15 protein-coding genes are annotated in these 16,524 nt (G+C 64.4%); 10 read left to right on the top strand and 5 right to left on the bottom strand.

Features of this window, described 5'->3' with window-relative positions; all coding sequences use genetic code 11:
- The first annotated feature begins 164 nt into the window (after positions 1-164).
- Positions 165-368 (top strand): hypothetical protein, encoded by a 204-nt coding sequence (locus tag EF888_RS03300; RefSeq protein WP_241239876.1) that lies wholly within the window; start codon positions 165-167, stop codon positions 366-368.
- A gap of 50 nt (positions 369-418) precedes the next feature.
- Here the strand turns inward: EF888_RS03300 and thrS are convergent, their stop codons facing one another.
- Entirely contained in the window at positions 419-2,368 is a 1,950-nt protein-coding gene (gene thrS, locus EF888_RS03305; protein WP_109757439.1) for a threonine--tRNA ligase, read from the bottom strand.
- A 139-nt stretch (positions 2,369-2,507) separates the two neighbouring features.
- On the opposite strand from thrS, the gene EF888_RS03310 reads away from it, so the two are divergent.
- Both EF888_RS03310 and EF888_RS03315 read left to right on the top strand, forming a co-directional pair.
- Positions 2,508-3,791 (top strand): MFS transporter, encoded by a 1,284-nt coding sequence (locus tag EF888_RS03310; RefSeq protein ID WP_109757440.1) that lies wholly within the window; start codon positions 2,508-2,510, stop codon positions 3,789-3,791.
- A 56-nt stretch (positions 3,792-3,847) separates the two neighbouring features.
- The gene (locus tag EF888_RS03315; RefSeq protein WP_109757441.1) at positions 3,848-4,597 is read left to right on the top strand and encodes an alpha/beta hydrolase; all 750 of its coding nucleotides are present in this window, start codon (positions 3,848-3,850) and stop codon (positions 4,595-4,597) included.
- Here EF888_RS03315 and EF888_RS03320 read toward each other — a convergent pair.
- The 3 genes from EF888_RS03320 to EF888_RS03330 all read right to left on the bottom strand — a co-directional run bounded on the left by EF888_RS03320 (position 4,594) and on the right by EF888_RS03330 (position 8,038).
- Positions 4,594-5,367, bottom strand: a complete 774-nt coding sequence (locus tag EF888_RS03320; RefSeq protein ID WP_109757442.1) for an alpha/beta hydrolase — start codon at positions 5,365-5,367, stop codon at positions 4,594-4,596. The genes EF888_RS03315 and EF888_RS03320 overlap by 4 nt on opposite strands.
- The gene (locus EF888_RS03325; protein ID WP_109757443.1) at positions 5,368-6,762 is read right to left on the bottom strand and encodes a helix-turn-helix domain-containing protein; all 1,395 of its coding nucleotides are present in this window, start codon (positions 6,760-6,762) and stop codon (positions 5,368-5,370) included.
- 61 nt (positions 6,763-6,823) lie between these two features.
- Positions 6,824-8,038 (bottom strand): multidrug effflux MFS transporter, encoded by a 1,215-nt coding sequence (locus EF888_RS03330; RefSeq protein ID WP_109757936.1) that lies wholly within the window; start codon positions 8,036-8,038, stop codon positions 6,824-6,826.
- Between the two features lie 161 nt (positions 8,039-8,199).
- On the opposite strand from EF888_RS03330, the gene EF888_RS03335 reads away from it, so the two are divergent.
- From EF888_RS03335 to EF888_RS03355, 6 genes are all read left to right on the top strand, one after another.
- Positions 8,200-9,732, top strand: coding sequence for an acyl-CoA carboxylase subunit beta (locus EF888_RS03335; protein ID WP_109757444.1), 1,533 nt, complete (start codon positions 8,200-8,202; stop codon positions 9,730-9,732).
- A 240-nt stretch (positions 9,733-9,972) separates the two neighbouring features.
- The gene (locus EF888_RS22400) at positions 9,973-10,095 is read left to right on the top strand and encodes a hypothetical protein (protein WP_277601032.1); all 123 of its coding nucleotides are present in this window, start codon (positions 9,973-9,975) and stop codon (positions 10,093-10,095) included.
- 81 nt (positions 10,096-10,176) lie between these two features.
- Complete coding sequence (locus EF888_RS03340; RefSeq protein WP_109757445.1) at positions 10,177-10,536, top strand: hypothetical protein; 360 nt, start codon at positions 10,177-10,179, stop codon at positions 10,534-10,536.
- 322 nt (positions 10,537-10,858) lie between these two features.
- On the top strand, positions 10,859-11,059 hold the full coding sequence (locus EF888_RS03345; RefSeq protein WP_109757446.1) for a prenyltransferase: 201 nt from the start codon (positions 10,859-10,861) through the stop codon (positions 11,057-11,059).
- 186 nt (positions 11,060-11,245) lie between these two features.
- A complete protein-coding gene (locus EF888_RS03350; RefSeq protein WP_109757447.1) occupies positions 11,246-13,246 on the top strand; it encodes an acetyl-CoA carboxylase biotin carboxylase subunit in 2,001 nt (666 codons plus the stop codon).
- A gap of 1 nt (position 13,247) precedes the next feature.
- Entirely contained in the window at positions 13,248-13,808 is a 561-nt protein-coding gene (locus EF888_RS03355; RefSeq protein WP_109757448.1) for a hypothetical protein, read from the top strand.
- A gap of 52 nt (positions 13,809-13,860) precedes the next feature.
- On the opposite strand, the gene EF888_RS03360 is transcribed toward EF888_RS03355, so the two are convergent.
- Complete coding sequence (locus EF888_RS03360) at positions 13,861-14,316, bottom strand: DUF4174 domain-containing protein (RefSeq protein ID WP_109757449.1); 456 nt, start codon at positions 14,314-14,316, stop codon at positions 13,861-13,863.
- A gap of 75 nt (positions 14,317-14,391) precedes the next feature.
- Here EF888_RS03360 and scpA point away from each other — a divergent pair, with 75 nt between their 5' ends.
- Complete coding sequence (scpA, locus tag EF888_RS03365; protein WP_109757450.1) at positions 14,392-16,506, top strand: methylmalonyl-CoA mutase; 2,115 nt, start codon at positions 14,392-14,394, stop codon at positions 16,504-16,506.
- The last annotated feature ends 18 nt before the right edge of the window (positions 16,507-16,524 follow it).

Genomic DNA, 16,524 nt, shown 5'->3' on the forward strand with positions numbered 1-16,524 from the left:
CTGTCGTCGCTCTTGTTCAAAATCCACTCACGCCTGCGTGTATGACGTGGACGTTAGGTTTTGAAATAAAGTGACCACGGCGGGTAACTGAACCTCAGTTCCGGTCGACGAATACGCGCACTTCCAGCTCAAACTTCGGAAAGCGCGCTGTCGACGGGATCAAGATCGCACCGGCCCTCGTCGACGACATCGAGCAGAGGACAAAGTCCGGCGTGATCCTCTCCAACGTTTTCGATCTTGCCCGAAACCTCGGCATAGAGCTGATCGTCGAGGGTGTGGTGCGGGACAGCGACGCCCTCGTCCTTCGAGACAGAGGACGCGGCGTTGCGAGGAGACTCTCTACAGGGACGCGCGGCTGGCCGACCTGACGTATCGCGGTGGCGGTCAGGCCGCGACACGCGCGGCCTGAGGCTGCGGTTCACCGCAGATCGGGCGGCAGCGCGTCGAGCCTCAGTTCGTTCACGAGCGCGTCGAGCGGCACCGTCGACGTCTCCTTTGCGCCAAGACGTCGGACCGTCACCGTCCTGTCCTCGACCTCGCGCTGTCCTATGGCGAGGATGACCGGCACCTTCCCGACGGAGTGCTCGCGGATCTTGTAGTTGATCTTCTCGTTCCGCACGTCTGCTTCGGCGCGGAGACCTGCGGCTTTCAACGCAGCCACGGCCTCGTGGACGAAGCCGTCCGCGTCCGAGACGATCGACGCCACGACGACTTGCCGCGGTGCCAGCCAGAATGGCAGACGGCCCGCGTAGTTCTCGATGAGGATGCCGATGAAGCGCTCGAACGAACCAAGCGTCGCGCGGTGCAGCATGACGGGGCGGTGCTTTGCACCGTCCTCGCCGATGTAGGTCGCGTCCAGCCGCTCGGGCAGCACGAAATCGACCTGGTGCGTTCCGCATTGCCAGTCACGGCCAATGGCATCGGTCAGGACGAATTCCAGCTTCGGGCCGTAGAACGCACCTTCGCCGGGGTTCAACTCGAAGTCGTATCCCGCCGCTTCGGTCGCGGACTTCAGCGCCGCCTCGGCCTTGTCCCAGACCTCGTCCGATCCGGTGCGCACCTCGGGCCGGTCCGAGAACTTCACGCGGAAGCTCTCGAAGCCGAGATCGCGATAGGTGCGGCTGAGAAACTCGATGAAACGCTTCGTCTCGCTCTCGATCTGGTCCTCGCGGCAGAAGATGTGGCCGTCATCCTGTGTGAACCCGCGCACCCGCATGATGCCGTGAAGCGCGCCCGACGGCTCATAGCGGTTACAGGACCCGAATTCGGCCATCCGCAGGGGCAATTCGCGATAGGACTTGAGCCCCTGGTTGAAGATCTGGACGTGGCAGGGGCAGTTCATCGGCTTCAGGGCGTTGACCGACTTCTCGCGGGCGTGCTCCTCGTCGACCTCGACGATGAACATGTGCTCCTGGTACTTCTCCCAGTGGCCCGAGGCCTCCCACAGCCGCCGGTCGACGACCTGGGGCGTGTTCACCTCGACATAGCCGCCGTCGCGCTGACGCCGCCGCATGTAGTCCTGAAGGGCGACGTAGACCGTCCATCCGTCCGGATGCCAGAAAACCTGGCCAGGCGCCTCCTCCTGCATGTGGAAGAGGTCCATCTCGCGCCCCAGCTGCCGGTGGTCGCGCTTGGCGGCCTCCTCAAGCATCGTCAGATGCGCCTTCAGGTCGTCGCGGTTGCGGAACGCCACGCCGTAGATGCGCTGAAGCATCGGGCGAGACGAGTCGCCTCGCCAATAGGCGCCTGCCACGCTCATCAGCTTGAACGCGTCGGCGGGAACCTGGCCCGTGTGCTGAAGATGCGGCCCTCGGCAGAGATCCTGCCAGTTTCCGTGCCAGTACATGCGGATCGGCTGGCCGTCGTCCGGGATCGCGTTCACCAGTTCGACCTTGTAGTTCTCCCCCGAAGCCTCGTAGTGCGCGATGGCGTCGGCGCGCGACCAGACTTCCGTGCGGACCGGATCGCGCGTGTTGATGATCTCTTTCATCTTCGCTTCGATACGGCCCAGGTCTTCCGGTGTGAAAGGCTCGGCGCGGTCGAAATCATAATACCAGCCGTTCTCGATGACGGGGCCGATCGTGACCTTCACGTCGGGCCAGATCTCCTGCACCGCACGGGCCATGATGTGGGCGAGGTCGTGCCGGATCAGTTCCAGCGCCGGGCCGTCGTCCTTCATCGTGTGAATCGAGATGGCGGCGTCGCCTTCGATAGGCCATTGAAGGTCCCAGTGGCGGCCGTCGACCTTGGCGCTGATCGCCTTCTTGGCGAGCGAGGTCGAGATGTCGGCCGCGACATCGGCCGGCGTCACGCCTGCCGCGTAAGAACGCGCATTGCCATCAGGGAATGTCAGGGAAATCTGGGCCATCGGCCAAGTGCTCCTCGTCGGTTTGGCGCCCACGGAACGCCCGGTTGCGGGTATGTCGCATCGGACATGGCGAAGCGCGGGCGTCCTGTCAACGGCTGTCGGAAATTGAACCCTCCGCGGCGTCGTGCGTATTTCACACATGACGCACGCCCCCCTGACGACCGAGATATACGAGACCCTGGCCGACACGACATCGGATGGCGGGCTCGACTCTGCCGCGTCTCGGACGGAAGCCGGCAATTTCCTGCGCCACGCCGCGTCGCTCTCCATGACCAAGACTGCGGACGGGCTGATAGACCCGAAGCTCGTGCTGTCCTGGCTTCTCAACCACCTCGGCGCGGGAGCTTTCTGGGTCGGCCTTCTGGTTCCGGTGCGCGAGGCAGGCTCGCTGCTGCCGCAGCTTTTCACGGCCGCTCGCATCCACGCACTCAGGCGACGAAAATGGGCCTGGTCCGCAGGAAGTGCCGTGCAGGGCCTGGCCGCGCTCGGCATCGGGACGGTCGCGCTGACGCTCGAGGGCCGCGGCGCGGGTCTCGCCATCCTCGGATGTCTGGCCGTCCTGGCCCTGGCCCGTTCGGTCTGCTCGGTGGCCTACAAGGATGTGCTCGGCAAGACTGTGGGCAAGTCGCGACGCGGGACGGCAACGGGTCTGGCGAGTTCGGCCGCGTCGGCGGGCATCCTCATCTTCGCCGTCGTCTTGATGACGGGTGTGGCATCTCGGGAGGTGGTGGTGACGGGCGCCTTGTTCCTTGCAGGCGTTCTGTGGCTCGTCTCGGCCCTGACCTTCGCCAGCTTGCGCGAGGCGGCAGGCGAGGCATCGCGCGATCACAGGTCGGTCTTCGCCGCATTTTCGGTTCTGAAGGATCCGCAACTGCGCCGCTTCATCGCAACACGGGGGCTTTTGACCGGCACGGCTCTCGCACCGCCTTACATCGTGCTACTGGCGGGGCAGGAGGACGGCGGCGCGCTCGGACGCCTGGGCGCGCTCATCCTCGCCTCGGCGGGCGCTTCGCTCGTCTCGGGATACGTCTGGGGCCGCCTGTCGGACCGCTCGAGCCGGCTTGTCCTCGCCCTCTCCGGCCTGGCCGCCGCTGTCGCTCTGGCGGCGACCCTTGCCCTCGACGTCGCGGGTATGATCCAGACGGCCTGGACCGCGCCCGTCGTCCTCTTCCTTCTCATGCTGGCCTACAACGGCGTGCGGCAGGGTCGCTCGACGCATCTCGTGGACATGGCGCAGGACGACGCTCGGGCCGACTACACGGCAGTGTCGAATACCGTCATCGGCATCGTCCTTCTGGGATCGGGGCTTTTCGGCGCTCTTGCCTCGACATTCGGACCGGAATGGACGCTGGCGCTTTTCACGGCCATGAGCCTCTGTGGTGCGACCCTCGCCCTCACGTTGGATGAGGTCCAAAAGGGCTGACGGTTGCATCCCGAGCGACGTGGGCTAGCCTGCGGGCGATCACGGCAGGAGACACGATGCCAAAGACCTTCGACCACAATGTTCGACGCATCGCCTACGACCAGACTCCGGGTGAGGGTCCCGGTGTCGTCTTTCTGGGTGGCTTCAAGTCGGACAAGGAAGGAACAAAGGCACTGGACCTCGAGGCCTGGGCGCGGCAGCAAGGCCGGGCTTACCTGCGCTTCGACTATTCCGGGCACGGCATGTCGTCAGGCGATTTCCTCGACGGCTCTATCGGCGACTGGACCGAAGACGCGCATGCCATTCTCGAGGCGATGACACAGGGGCCCCAGGTTCTGGTGGGGTCCTCAATGGGAGGTTGGATCGCCCTTCTCCTCGCCCGGACCATTCCGGCGCGTGTCGCGGGTCTCGTCACCATCGCCGCTGCCCCCGATTTCACCGAGGACGGCTATTGGGCAACCTTCGACGAGAGCGAGAAAGCGATGCTTCTGACAGAGGGTAGGGTGGAGCGTCCGTCCGAGTACGACGACAGCCCCTATATCATCACCCGCAAGCTGATCGAGGATGGCAGGAAAAGGCTGGTTCTGCGCGACCCTCTTCCGCTGCCGTTCCCCGTCCGCTTTCTTCAGGGCACCGCGGACACGGCGGTTTCGACCGAGACTGCGGTCCGCCTCCTTGACCATGCCACGGGCCCGGACATGCGGCTGACGCTTGTCAAGGACGCCGACCACCGCTTTTCGACGCCCGAATGCCTTCTGATGATCCGTCGCGCTGTCGAAGAGGTGATCCAGCGGTCGAACCGCTAGTCCTCGGACAGGAAGCCGAACAGTGCAAGCTGCGTGTCGGTGGTCCATAGGCCGGAGTGGCCTGCGCCGGGGACCTTGAGAAACTGCTTCTTCTTCGATCCCGCACGGTCATGAATGCGACGGCCCATTTCGAACGGCACTAGATGATCGCGGTCGCCGTGGACGACCAGAAGCGGAAGCGTCACTTTCTCGATGGCGGCGAGGCTGTCCCACTTTTGTGTGACGAGGTGCGACAGGTCCTCTTCGGGATACTGCGCGTGAAGTAGGTCCGGAACCGAGGTGAAGGGCGCCTCGAGGATCAGGCGGCGGCCGACGCCTTCTGCCGCGACACGGATTGCAACCGCAGCGCCAAGGCTTTCGCCGTAGAGCACGAGCGGCCCCGCTTCGGACCGCGCCAGGGCCAAGGCATCGGCGATCAGAACGGGCTCCTCCGGCCGCCCGGTCGATCCCGAGGACCCGCGGTAGGCCGGTGCAACGATGCCGAATCCCTGATCGAGAAAACGGCGAAAGCGGTCCGAGCGCTCGCTCAAGCCCCCCGCATTTCCCATGAGGTAGAGGACCGTCGGTTTTCCCGGCGCAGGGTCAGCGCGCCAGACCAGCAGCCGCGCTCCGTCCGTGGTCTCCACCCAGGTTTCCTGAAGCCGAGGTTCGCCCGAAGCATCCGGCGTCGTGTAGGTGCTGTCGAAGGGATAGACCGCCATCTTCTCGTACCGCTCGATGTACCAGGCGACGTAGCTGGTGGCGACGAGCGAGACGAGCGTGGAAAGCATCTATCCGGCGACCTCGTAGGGCAACGTGTGCCGCCGGTCGTGCCGGATGGTCAGCTCGCTTTCGAGGGGCGGCACCGACCTCTCGTGGCAGTTCCGACGCTCGCAGATCCTACACGAAATTCCGATCGGCTCAAAACTTTCCGCGTCGGACAGGTCAAGACCGTCGGAATAGACGACCTCGGCCGCATGGCTGACCTCGCAGCCGAGGCCGATGGCAAAGCGCCGGACTGGCGCACGGAAGGCGGCACCCCCCTGCGATATCTCGCGGGACAGGCACAGATAGCGCACACCGTCCGGAGTCTCTGCCAACTGCCGCAGCCAGCGGCCCGGCGTCTCGAAGGCGCGATGGACGTTCCAGAGCGGGCAGGCGCCGCCGTAGCGCGCGAATTGAAGCCGTGTCGCCGAGTGGCGTTTGGTTATCGTGCCGGCCTGATCGACGCGGACGAAGAAGAAAGGGACACCCTTCGCGCCAGGGCGTTGCAGCGTCGACAGCCGATGCCCGACCTGCTCCAGCGAGGCTCCGAAGCGGCGGGCCAGCAGTTCGATGTCGTGCCTTGTCTCGCGCGCCGCCGCGAGGAACGCGCCATAAGGCATCAGCGTCGCACCGGCGAAATAATTGGCGAGCCCGATCTTGGCGATTTCGCGCGCCGTATCGGATTGAAACCGCGCCAGGTCAAGCGTGGCTTCGATCAGATCGCTCTGCGTCAGAAGAGCGATCTGGTGCAGCGCCTGAAACCGGCGGGTGGCGCCCGTCGCGTGCGACGACAGCCAGAGGGTCCGCGTCGCGGCATCGTAGCGGCGGACAAGCTTCGGCTCGTCGGTATCCCGCGCCTCGATCCCCAGGGTCGCCAGCGCGTCGGCAATGGCGTGTTCCGCAAGTCGCACGCCCGCGAAGCGCTCAGCCGCTCGGTCGACCGCGTCGAGGTAGTTGTCGCAATAGTGGAAGAAGTCGCGCACCTCGTCCCAGGGCGACGCGCCGGGACGAACGCCGTCTTGGTCGAGGGCGGCATCGAGCGACGCCAGCCTCTCCTGCGCCTGAACGTAGGCGCGGTGAAGCGTAAGGAACGCCCGGGCGACCGCGGGCGCGTTCGATGCCACGAGGCGCAGATCGACCTGCGGCGGCGCGCTGTCCTTGAAGATCGGATCGGCCAGAGCTTCGCGCAGATCGGTGACGATGCGTTCGCCCTCGCCCACGGCCAATTCGTTGACGTCGAAGCCGAACTCCTGAACGAGGGCCAGGATTACCGCCGACGAGACCGGACGGTGGTTGTTTTCCATCTGGTTGAGGTAGGGCAAGGATACCCCGAGCCTCTCGGAAAAGGCCTTCTGCGTCAGGCCGAGGCGCGTGCGCGTCTCGCGCAGTTTCGCGCCGGCATAGAGCTTGTGTGTCGCCATTTTCGTCCGGGGTCTGAAAGCTGCAAAGACCCTTTCGCAAATCCGCAAACCTGTCCAGCGCTCAGACGAGGATCGCACGCTCCCGGCGGATGACATAGAGGATCGAGGCAAGGCCGAGGACGACAGAGGTCAACATGATTGCAAGCAGCTCGACCGTTCCCCCGCCGCCCTGGATGACGAGGCCCGAGAGCACCGACAAGGCCGCGCCTCCGCCGATCATGATCGCGCTTCCCAGGCCCGAGGCTGTGCCAGCAAGGTGCGGTCGGACCGACAGCATCCCGGCGCTGGCGTTCGGAATGACCATTCCATTGCCAAGGCCGACGAAGGTGCAGAAACCGAAAAAGAGAAAGGCGGAGTCGAAGCCTATTGCCGTCAGGACGAAAGCGACGCCGAGGCCCGCCGAGGCTATGGATGCGCCGATCTTCACCATCCAGTTTACGCCATAGCGAACGGAGAAGCGCCCGGAGAGATAGTTGCCAAGCGCATAGCCGATGGCCGGCGCGCCCAGACAGAAGCCAGACCAGAACGACGACAGCCCGAAGATCTCGGACGCGACATAGGGGGCGGCGCCGAGGAATGCGAAGAACGATCCGCTGGCGAAGGCAGCCGCGAAGACATAGCCCCAGAAGCGCGGCGAGGTCAGAAGCTCGGGATAGTCGCGGACCTGCTTGCGGAACGACACGCCACCGCCCGCCGAAGTCTCGCCCTGGTCAGTGAGGCAAAGCGCCCAGATCGCCACGCCCGCGAAGAGCAGGAACCAGAATACCGCCTTCCAGCCGAAGGCTTCATCCAGCGCTCCTCCGATCATCGGTGCGACCATCGGGACAAGCGCCATGCCCATCGTGACATAGCCGATCATCGACGCCGCTTCGTCCTGGCTGACCATGTCGCGGACGATGGCGCGCGAGAGGACAAGGCCTACGGCGACGGCACCTGACAGCATCCTGAACGCAAGGAAGCTTTCGACGTTCGGGGCGACAAGGCACCCCAGGATCGCGAAGACGAAAATGCCCTGCGAGACCAGCGTCACCATGCGCCGGCCATAGCGGTCGCTGATGGGGCCGATCGCCACCTGGATCACCGCCGTCACCGCAAGATAGAGCGGCACGGAGAGCTGCATCACCTGATAGCTTGTGTCGAAATGCTCGGCCATGTGCGTGAGCGAGGGTAGAAAGGCGCTCATGTTCATGGCTCCGAGACCGGCCATGAGAACGAGCGTCAGGATATGCGGGGGAGTGGTCCGGTCCAGAAACCGCACCACGGGTCGGGTTGTCATGGCCATGATCTAGACCGGACGGTTCAGCTTGTCCACTTGACGACGGAAGCTTCGCACATTCGCAATCGCGCCGCCGATCCTTTCGCAAATTTTGCAAATTTTCACTTCTCTCGATGACCGCCGCGAAGTAGGTGCAGACGACGACCTCAGGGAGGAATCCGATGTCCAACATCCTGGCCCAGCTCGAGGCGCGGCGTGCCCAGGCGCGCGCGGGCGGCGGCGAGGCGCGCATCGCCGCGCAGCACGCCAAGGGAAAGCTGACGGCGCACGAGCGCGTCGAGCTTCTTCTCGATGAAGGGTCGTTCGAAGAGTTCGACATGTTCGTCACCCACCGGGCGACAGATTTCGGGATGGAGAAGCAGAAGCCCGCGGGCGACGGCGTCGTGACAGGCTGGGGCACCATCAACGGTCGCATGGTCTATGTCTTCAGCCAGGATTTCACGGTCTTCGGCGGGTCGCTCTCCGAGACGCACGCGCAGAAGATCTGCAAGATCATGGACATGGCGCTTCAGAACGGCGCGCCCGTGATCGGCCTGAACGACTCGGGCGGCGCGCGTATTCAGGAAGGCGTGGCAAGCCTTGCAGGCTACGCCGAGGTCTTCCAGCGCAACATCATGGCGTCGGGCGTCGTGCCGCAGATCAGCGTCATCATGGGACCCTGCGCGGGCGGGGCGGTTTATTCGCCGGCGATGACCGACTTCATCTTCATGGTGCAAGACTCGTCCTACATGTTCGTAACCGGTCCCGACGTGGTGAAGACGGTCACGAACGAAGTGGTGACGGCCGAAGAACTCGGCGGCGCCTCGACCCACACGAAGAAGTCCAGCGTCGCCGACGGCGCCTTCCGCGACGACGTCGAGGCGCTCGCGGAGATCAGAAGGCTGTTCGATTTCCTCCCGCTCAACAATCGCGACAAGGCCCCGACCCGGCCGTTCTTCGACGATCCAGTGCGGGTGGAGGACAGCCTCGACACCCTGATCCCCGCGAACCCGAACCAGCCCTACGACATGAAGGAGCTGATCCTGAAGGTCGCGGACGAGGGCGACTTCTACGAGATCCAGAAGGATTTCGCGGCCAACATCGTCACTGGGTTCATCCGGCTGGAAGGGACGACCGTCGGTGTCGTCGCGAACCAGCCGATGGTGCTGGCCGGCGTTCTAGACATCGACAGCTCCCGCAAGGCCGCGCGCTTCGTGCGCTTCTGCGACGCCTTCGAGATCCCGATCCTCACCTTTGTGGACGTGCCGGGCTTCCTCCCCGGAACCGCGCAGGAATACGGCGGGGTCATCAAACACGGCGCGAAGCTTCTTTTCGCCTATGGCGAGGCAACCGTTCCGAAGGTCACGGTGATCACGCGGAAGGCCTATGGGGGTGCCTACGACGTCATGGCCTCGAAGCATCTGCGGGGCGACTTCAACTACGCCTGGCCCACGGCTCAGATCGCGGTCATGGGGGCGAAGGGGGCGACCGAGATTCTCTACCGTTCAGAGCTCGGCGACCCCGAGAAGATCAAGGCGCGCGCCGCCGAGTACGAGGCCAACTTCGCGAACCCCTTTCGCGCAGCGGAACGCGGGTTCATCGATGAGGTCATCATGCCGCATTCGACGCGCCGGAGAGTGTGCAGGTCCTTTGCATCCCTGCGCACCAAACGGCTGACGAACCCTTGGAAAAAACATGACAACATCCCCCTCTGATAGGACGGACATCGTGCTGTATTCGTGCCACATGAGGCGGTTTTCTTCCGCCCCGCTCGGAAGGGCTGGCGTCGGCAGAATAAAATGCGCTAATCAGCACCTAACCGCCGAAAACGCCTCGCCGGCATTGGTTGGGCGTGTTCGGTCGGTTGATATCGCCTCGTACTCTCCTTGTGGGATGCGGGACACTTTCAGGGGCCGGGCTCAGAACTCGGCCTCGACGGATCGAAGGAGGCAGTCATGTCGATCACTAAAACCATCCTGGCCATCGGCCTCTTCACCATCGTCGCCGCTTGCGCTCAGCAAGAGGAAGTCATGGTCGAGACCCCGGTCATGGAAGAACCCACGATGTCGAAGTACTGATCAGTACTTTCTTCGGCCGGACGCCGTTCACGGCGTCCGGTCTAGGGCTTCTGCCGCATCCAGAGAGATGGAGGCGAGCCCATGCTGAAGCACAGGGGATTTCCCGGCCGCTTCCCAGGAACGGATCTCCAATTCACCATACGGCGCGGCAACCCCAAAGGGGTGACCCCCCTGATCCGTCGCGAACGATACGCCGACCGCAAGACATCCGACCGCTCTGCGGATGCGGCCTTCATGGCGTGTCTTTGGGACTATTTCGGGTCTGAACCTTTCGAGCGCGGCAATCTGGATGCAGGCCGATTGTCGTGGCTTTTCGGTCGAGAGGTGATTCCAGCCGAGGATCCGTTCGACCCCGAAAGTTACGAGGCCCTTCTCAGGATTGACGAGCCTCGCGCTCGCGCAGCCTTCCCGGACGCTTTCGATGGGACGTGGGTGGCATGATTTCGCCTGCATTTCCCATAGGTTGGCGAAGAGTCGCCGGTCGAGGTCACGTCTTTGCAAAAGGCTTTGCGATAATTTCCGTCTCGTGCACAGTCGATGAAGAGGCGTCACCCTCCAGCAGACACGGCGCCTCGCTTTGTCAAAACCGTTACCCTTCCCCTTCACGCGGGTCCGACCGGAATTTACCGGTCGGACCTTCGTGTCTTGGGCGGGCCCTCGCCGATTGCGTCCGTGACGACGCGATTGTTATTGCCTATCGGGAACGATATGAGGCCTGTGCTGGGTTGGAAGACCAACAACCCCGATCAGGAGGCACCAAATCATGCATAAGAAGTCCATTCTCGCCCTCGCCGCGCTCTCCTTCGCCGGCCTCACGGCTTGCGACGAGTTCAACAGCGACCTCGAGCGTGCTGCCGTGGGCGCGGCGGCCGGGTGCATCGCCGGCGAAGTGTTCGTCAACGGCAAGTGCATCGAGGGCGCTGTCATCGGCGGCGCCGCTGGCGCCGTGTCGAACAACTTCTGACGCGCTGACAAGGGGGTCGACGCGCTCCCGACTTCGCAGGGTCCGCTGCCGTCCGATTGCGACGCAGCGGACCTCTGTTTTTCCAACACGACGTGAAGACCGTTCAGGTCGCGCTCCGGCGCGGCTGCTGACGGCATGTAAAGATCGGACGGGGCGTCGCCTGGCGCCTCTCGGGGGAGACCGAGCATGTTCAAGAAGATCCTGATCGCCAACCGAGGCGAGATTGCGTGCCGCGTCATCAAGACCGCACGCAAGATGGGCATCGCCACGGTCGCCGTCTACTCGGACGCTGATGCTGGCGCGCTTCACGTCAGGATGGCGGACGAGGCCGTCCACATCGGACCGTCCCCCGCGAACCAGTCCTACATCGTCATCGACCGGATCATGGATGCCATCTACGCGTCCGGCGCCGAGGCCGTCCACCCGGGCTATGGCTTCCTGTCCGAGAACCCGAAGTTCGCCGCGGCCCTCGATAAGGCCGGGATCGCCTTCATCGGACCGCCCAAGCGCGCGATCGAGGCCATGGGCGACAAGATCACTTCGAAGAAGATCGCGCAGGAGGCGGGGGTCTCGACGGTGCCCGGTTACATGGGCCTGATCGCCGACGCGGACGAAGCGGTGAAGATCGCGGGGCAGGTCGGTTATCCCGTGATGATCAAGGCCAGTGCAGGCGGGGGCGGCAAGGGAATGCGCATCGCCTGGACCGACCACGAGGCGCGCGAGGGGTTCCAGTCGTCGAAGAACGAAGCCGCGAATTCCTTCGGCGACGACCGCATCTTCATCGAGAAGTTCGTCACTCAGCCCCGACACATCGAGATCCAGGTGCTTTGCGACAGCCACGGAAACGGCGTCTACCTGAACGAGCGCGAATGTTCGATCCAGCGCCGGAACCAGAAGGTGATCGAAGAGGCGCCGTCGCCGTTCCTCGACGACGAGACGCGTCGCGCCATGGGCGAGCAATCCCTCGCGCTCGCGCACGCCGTGGGCTACGCCAGCGCAGGCACCGTCGAGTTCATCGTCGACGGCGACCGCAATTTCTACTTCCTCGAGATGAACACGCGGCTCCAGGTCGAGCATCCGGTGACGGAACTCATCACCGGGATCGACCTGGTCGAACAGATGATCCGCATCGCTGCGGGCGAACCGCTGGCGATCACGCAGGCGGACGTGGGCATCAATGGTTGGGCCATCGAGTCCCGGCTCTACGCCGAGGACCCCTATCGAGGCTTCCTTCCGTCCATCGGGCGGCTGACGCGCTACCGTCCGCCCGAAGAGGTGACCGAGACCACGCGGGCTGTCCGCAACGACACCGGCGTCTTCGAAGGCGGCGAGATCAGCATGTTCTACGACCCGATGATCGCAAAGCTTTGCACCTGGGCACCCACCCGGAGCGAGGCAATCGAAGAGATGCGCACCGCGCTCGAGGCCTTCGAGGTCGAGGGCATCGGACATAACATCCCGTTCTTGGCAGCCGTGATGGATCACCCCAAGTTCGTCTCGGGCGACATGACCACCGCGTTCATCGCCGAGGAATACCCCGAGGGCTTCGACGGGGTGACGCTCGACCGCTATGATCTCCGCCGAGTTGCCGCCGCCACCACGGCGATGAACCGTGTGGCCGAGATCCGGCGCACCCGCATCTCGGGCCGGATGGGGAACCATGAGCGGCGCGTTGGCAACCATTGGGTCGCGCAGCTTCAGGGCGAAATGTTCGCGGTCCGCATTGACGCCGATCCCGAAGGATCGACGGTCACCTTCGACGACGGCGCCGTGATGCGGGTCGAAAGCGATTGGACGCCAGGCCAGCCGCTTGCCCGGCTGAGCGTGAATGGCGATCCGCTGATCCTCAAGGTCGGCAAGCACACTCACGGTTTCCGCGTCCGTTCTCGCGGCGCCGACCTGTCCGTGACGATCCGAACGCCGCGACAGCAGGAACTGGCGGCGCGCATGCCCGAGAAGACGCCGGCCGATACTTCGAAGCTGCTTCTGTGTCCCATGCCAGGCCTGATCGTGAAGGTCGACGTCGAGGAGGGGGATGAGGTGCATGAAGGCCAGGCGCTCTGCACGGTCGAGGCGATGAAGATGGAGAACATCCTTCGCGCCGAGAAAAAGGGCGTCGTGGCCAGGATCAACGCAGCCCCGGGCGACAGTCTGAAAGTCGACGACGTCATCATGGAATTCGAATGAAATGGAGAAAGCTGTCACTCTCGTCGCCACTCCCAAAGACAAGGCGCAGGCGCTTTTGTCGGCAGCGGGCGTGAGGTTGACGGCATCGCACGACCCGGATGGCGCTGGACCCGCTTCGGCTGTCGAGATCGGAAATCACTTCCTCATCTGGAGCAAGCTGGACGCCAAAAATGCTTATGGCGCTGCGGACTATGACCTCCTCTCGATGACCAGCCCGATCCTTGTTCTGGAATCCGCGGTCGATACCGACACGAAAACGGTGCGGTTTCACCAGGATGGCTCCGAGCGTTGGAGCGCGACCTTCGCTGGCGCTGACGCCGGCCTGACTGTCGCCGGCAGGCTTCCGGTAAGCCTCGAGCGGCTTCGCTCTGACGTGAGGACGGACAAGGTCGGGGAGGTGTGCCGCGTCGACGCCGCGATCCCCGCCAACGTCTTTCGGGAAATTACCGGGTTCGACGCAGTGAGCGGCCCACCTGCGGGGCTAATGCGGCTGTCCGGCGAGTTGCCGCGTCTCGGAGTGCCGATCGGCAGCCGGCGCAAGCCTTGGTGGAGATTCTGGTGACGACTATGGGGTCATACGCTCTGGACCGACCCGCGCCCGCGAGGCCGAGAGGTCATTCGCCGCGAAGTTCCTGCTTGCGTATCGGCTGCTTGTCGATCGACCGCGTGATCTCGCGGACGTGCCAGGGGAAAGGCTTTCGCAATACCACGCGCCCGTCCTTTCCGATCACGGTCAACTGGAAGCCACGGGGCCGCAGGGTCTTGCGTATCGCGCTCTGTGCCGAAGGATCCGTGTCGACGATCACCACGACGTCACGTTCCACGAGCGCATCGGGCCGCTCGGCGAGGTACTCCATCTGCTCCCGGAAGGCCGGATCGGCGGGAGAGTCCGCGAAGACGATGATCGGGCGCGCAATCCACTCGAACTCCTCGAGCGTCAGGTCCGACGCCTCGAGTACAACCTCCGGCGCAGTCTGCCAGCGCTCCGCGGCCGTGTCCTGGGCCGCTGCGGAAAGCCCCCAGGCGGCGGCGAGCAGAGCCATACTCCTCAAAGCGATGGACTTGTTCATGTCGTCTCCATTCCAGAAGAATATATGTGCCCCGCGTCAAAACCGAAGGGGCATCCCGCCGAAGGAGCACCGCCCATGACCGACTGGAAGACCCTCGCCGAGAAAGAATTGCGCGGCCGACCCGTCGATGAACTGACATGGGAGACGCTGGAGGGCATCCGCGTCAAGCCGCTCTACACCGAAGCCGACACCCTGGACCTGCGGCATATGGGCGGCACACCGGGCATTGCGCCCTTCACGCGCGGGGTGAAGGCCACGATGTACGCCGGCCGCCCCTGGACGATCCGCCAGTACGCCGGGTTTTCGACGGCCGAGGAATCGAACGCCTTCTACCGCCGCAACCTCGCCGCCGGTCAGCAGGGCGTGTCCGTGGCTTTCGACCTCGCCACGCACCGGGGCTATGACAGCGATCATCCCCGGGTCGAGGGCGACGTGGGTAAGGCGGGCGTGGCGATCGACAGCGTCGAGGACATGAAGATCCTCTTCGACGGCATCCCTCTCGATCAGGTCAGCGTGTCGATGACCATGAACGGCGCGGTGATCCCGATCCTCGCCAGCTTCATCGTCGCGGGCGAGGAGCAGGGGCACGACCGGTCGCTGCTGTCAGGCACCATCCAGAACGACATCCTGAAGGAGTTCATGGTCCGCAACACCTATGTCTACCCGCCCGAACCCTCGATGCGGATCGTGGCGGACATCATCGAGTACACGTCGGACCACATGCCGAGGTTCAACTCGATCTCGATCTCCGGCTACCACATGCAGGAGGCGGGCGCGAACCTGGTGCAGGAACTGGGCTTCACGCTGGCCGACGGGCGGGAATACGTGCGCACCGCCATCGCGCGCGGCATGGACGTGGACAAGTTTGCAGGGCGCCTGTCCTTCTTCTTCTGCATCGGAATGAACTTCTTCATGGAGGCCGCCAAGCTGCGCGCCGCGCGGCTTCTCTGGTCGCGCGTGATGGAGGAGTTCGGGGCCTCGGACCGTTCGAAGATGCTGCGCACCCACTGCCAGACCTCCGGCGTCTCTCTTCAGGAGCAGGACCCCTACAACAACGTCGTCCGAACCGCCTACGAGGCGATGAGCGCGGTCCTGGGCGGCACCCAGTCGCTCCACACCAACGCGCTTGACGAGGCGATCGCGCTGCCGACCGACTTCTCGGCCCGGATCGCGCGCAACACGCAGCTCATCCTCCAGGAGGAGACGGGGATCACCCATGTCGTCGATCCTCTCGCCGGCTCCTACTACGTCGAGAGCCTGACGGCCGAGTTGGCCGACAAGGCCTGGGCGCTGATGGAAGAGGTCGAGGAGATGGGCGGCATGACGAAGGCCGTCGCCTCCGGGATGCCGAAGCTTCGGATCGAGGAAAGTGCGGCGCGCCGCCAAGCGATGATCGACCGGCGCGAGGACGTGATCGTCGGCGTCAACAAATACCGCAAGGACCGCGAGGATCCGATCGACATTCTGGACGTCGACAACGTGAAGGTGCGCGACAACCAGATCGCGCGGCTGAAAACGATCCGGGCCTCGCGGGATCAGCGGGCCTGCGACGCGGCTCTGGCGGCTTTGGAGAAGGCTGCGCGGGGCAACGGCAACCTTCTGGCCGCGGCGGTCGATGCGGCCCGGGCACGCGCCACCGTGGGAGAGATCAGCATGGCGATGGAAAAGGTCTTCGGCCGTCACAGGGCCGAGGTGAAGACGCTCGCGGGCGTCTACGGGGCCGCCTACGAGGGCGATGAAGGCTTCGCGCAAATCCAGCGCGATGTGGAGGACTTCGCCGCAGAGGAGGGCAGGCGGCCCCGCATGCTCGTCGTCAAGATGGGCCAGGACGGTCATGACCGGGGCGCCAAGGTCATCGCCACCGCCTTCGCCGACATCGGCTTCGACGTCGACGTGGGCCCCTTGTTCCAGACGCCCGACGAGGCCGCGCAGGATGCGATCGACAACGACGTCCACGTCATCGGGGTGTCCTCGCAGGCGGCAGGACACAAGACGCTGGCGCCCAAGCTGATCGAGGCGCTGGAGGCGAAGGACGCGGGCGACATCATCGTGATCTGCGGCGGGGTCATTCCGCAGCAGGACTATGCCTTTCTGAGGGAGAAGGGTGTGAAGGCGATCTTCGGGCCCGGAACCAACATCCCCGAGGCGGCGGCGGACATCCTTGCCCTGATCCGCAAGACGCGCGCCTGACGTCCTTTGCGCCGGCCC

Source organism: Silicimonas algicola, assembly GCF_003970735.1.
In the GTDB taxonomy this organism is placed as follows: Bacteria; Pseudomonadota; Alphaproteobacteria; order Rhodobacterales; family Rhodobacteraceae; genus Silicimonas; species Silicimonas algicola.